Consider the following 3,055-nt stretch of genomic DNA (forward strand, 5'->3'; position numbering starts at 1 on the left):
CCTTTCCTCCAATGCCACCTTGGACAACGTCATCGCAGACGTAGGGTCCGGGTCGTATCTTGTTTTCCGAGACCTTTCGTCTGCGGCGACCAGTCCCATCCAATCCGATGGCTGGACGGGCCTGGCGTCGACGAGCGGTTCCGTTGAGATCGGCGCACTCTCTGGAAGCGGTATCGTCAGTTCATTGACCGGGGCGCAAACATTGGTTGTCGGCGGCCTCAATACGAGCACGACATTCACGGGATCACTCAACGACGGCGTTGGCACGTTTGCGCTGGACAAGCGTGGCACAGGCACACTGACATTAAGCGGCAACAACACGTATACCGGTGGCACGATCGTCAATTCGGGTGCCGTCGCCATCTCGGGTGGCAACAATCTCGGCACTGCCGGAGTGACGCTCAACGGAGGCACGCTTCACGCGACGAGCGATCTCACGCTCAACAATTCGGTTGTCGTCGGGGGGCTTGGCGCCACTGTCGACGCTGACGTGAACGACGTGACGCTCGCCGGGGTGATCAGCGGTACAGGAACGATGACTCTGTCGGGCGTCGCGACGACGGGTATCCTGACCTTGTCCGGCAACAACACCTATACCGRAGGCACCATCGTGCAGGATGGCACTGTTGCCATCTCCTCGGACTCCAATCTCGGCGCTGCCGCGGGTTTTCTGACACTCGACGGCGGAACGTTGCTGCTTGATGGTGACGTCGTGTCCAGCCGCGCCATCAGCCTATCGACCAACGGGGGCACGATCGACAGCAACGGTCACATCATGACGCACAACGGCGTCGTGACGGGCGATGGTCTTCTGATCAAGGATTGCTGTGGAACACTCGTCCTCAATGGTACGAACACCTATGAAGGCGGCACTGGGCTTCTGGGTGGGGTGCTTCAGGTTTCGCGCGACGCAAATCTCGGTGAATCCTCCGGCCCCTTGATCTTCGAAACCGGCGAACTTCTGACCACCGCGAGCTTCACTTCGAACCGCATCATCGACACATTCTTCGGTGGTACTTTCAACGTTCAGTCTGGGACGACCCTGACGCTCAACGGAGCATTCATCGACTCGGCTGGCACCGGGCTCGGAATCGTCGAGAAGGATGGTGCCGGAACGCTGATCCTCAACGGCGCCGGCAGCTACCAGGCGCCGACCGTAGTCAACGACGGGTTGCTGACGATCAACAACCGGTTCGAAACCGCGTCGGTCACGGTCGGCACTGGAGCTTCTCTTGGCGGTGCGGGCGAGATTGTGGGAGACGTCGACGTCGATACTGGCGGCAGGCTCGTTGGTCGCAATGCTGCGACCTTTACACTCGGCTCACTTGCGCTGACGGGCGGGGCGCTCGATGTCACACTCGGTGCTCCAAGTGCCGTGCCCGTCTTCGCCATTGTCGGCAACCTGACGCTCGACGGTACGCTGAACGTCGACAGCGATACTGGGTTCGGGGCGGGAACGTTCCGCTTGTTCAACTACGGCGGCGCTCTCGCTGGCCCAGGCCTGACACTCGTTTCGACACCGCTCGGTTATGATCCATCGTTGTTTTCGCTGTCGGCGTCGGGAAACCAGATCAACCTGACCGTTGCGGCGTCAACCACGGATCAGTACTGGACAGGTGGCTCCGGTGTCTGGAACGCGACGAACGCAAATTGGGAGAATGCAGCCGGCACGATCACTGGTCCATGGGGCAGTGCGATCGGTGTATTCCGTGGTGGGATCGGCACGGTAACGGTTGATGGCCAGCAGGCCTTCACTGCACTGCGATTCGAAAACAACAGCACCTATACCCTGCAGAATGGCACCGCCGGATCTTTGGCGATCAGCGGGTCTCAGGGCGTCATTCGAACGGATACGGGATCCTCTGCCATCATTGCAACGCCCATCGGTGGGTCCGGGCAATTGGCGAAGGTCGGCGGCGGTACGCTGACGCTCTCGGGCGCCAATAGGTACCAGGGTGGAACCTTGCTTGCCGGCGGAACGCTTGCGGTCTCGGCGAATGAAAATCTCGGAGCTGCGAGCGGTGCTCTGACCTTCGACGGCGGGTCGCTCCGGGCAACGAGTTCGTTCGCAACCTCGCGTGACATGACGCTGACGGCGGGCAACGGGTCCATCGACGTCAATTCTGATGCCACGTTGGAAGCAAATGGGATCGTCAGTGGCGGAGGGCGCCTGACCAAGGAAGGTTTCGGAACACTGCGACTGACACGCGCCAACAGCTACACCGGTGGAACCGCGATCAATGGCGGCGTCGTGGAAGTCCGCAAGAGTGGAGCGCTCGGCACGGGATCTGTCACCGTCGACAATTCCACTCTTTCCTTCGCGCGAGCGAGTGCCGGCGATCTGTCGATCGCAGCCAGGAATACGGGCGCGATTTTCTTCGAGAAGGGTGCTGATGCCGGCCGCGCCGCCTTCGTCCTCGAAGGAGGCGCGACGACTCGATCTGGTGTCGCATTCCTCGATGGTAGCAGTGGCGGCACGGCGGTGTTCACGACGAAGGCTTACGGCTCGGTGAACTTCGGGCCTGGAAGCAACGCGGCGAACGCCACGATGATCAATGAGGCGGGCGGTACGACCTATTTCGGCGGAGGGGCGAAAGGAGACCGCGCCACCGTCGTCAACCGGGCCGGCGGCAATCTCGACATCAGCGGTTACAAGGGCGAGTTCGTGCTCGGATCGCTTTCCGGTTCAGGGAACGTCTTCCTCGGGGCAAGCGACCTTGTCCTCGGAAGCAATGGCGCCAACGGTGCCTTTGCAGGGCGGCTGATCGATGGAGGATTCGCGGCCGGCACGGGCGGTGGTTTGATCAAGTCAGGATCGGGCGTGCTCCGGCTGACGGGCGACAGCACATTCACCGGACCGACGGAAGTAAGATCCGGAACGCTTCAGGTCGACGGCACGCTTGCATCGTCAGTGATCGTAAGCAATGGCGCAGCATTGTCGGGCAGCGGCGAGATTGGTGCTCTTGGTCTTGGTTTTGGCGCGACTATCGCTCCTGGGAACTCGATCGGGACCATGTCCGTCACCGGAGATATGCAGACGCTCACCGGCTCTATC

At 61.2% G+C, this 3,055-nt stretch carries 1 protein-coding gene; it reads left to right on the plus strand.

Annotated features, from left to right (window positions below; genetic code table 11):
• Positions 1 to 3,055: beta strand repeat-containing protein (locus tag AC1DT3_RS16500; protein ID WP_477466325.1), on the plus strand; the 3,055-nt coding region annotated here is incomplete at both ends.

The sequence above is a fragment of the Microvirga sp. P4_G7 genome, assembly GCF_056401005.1.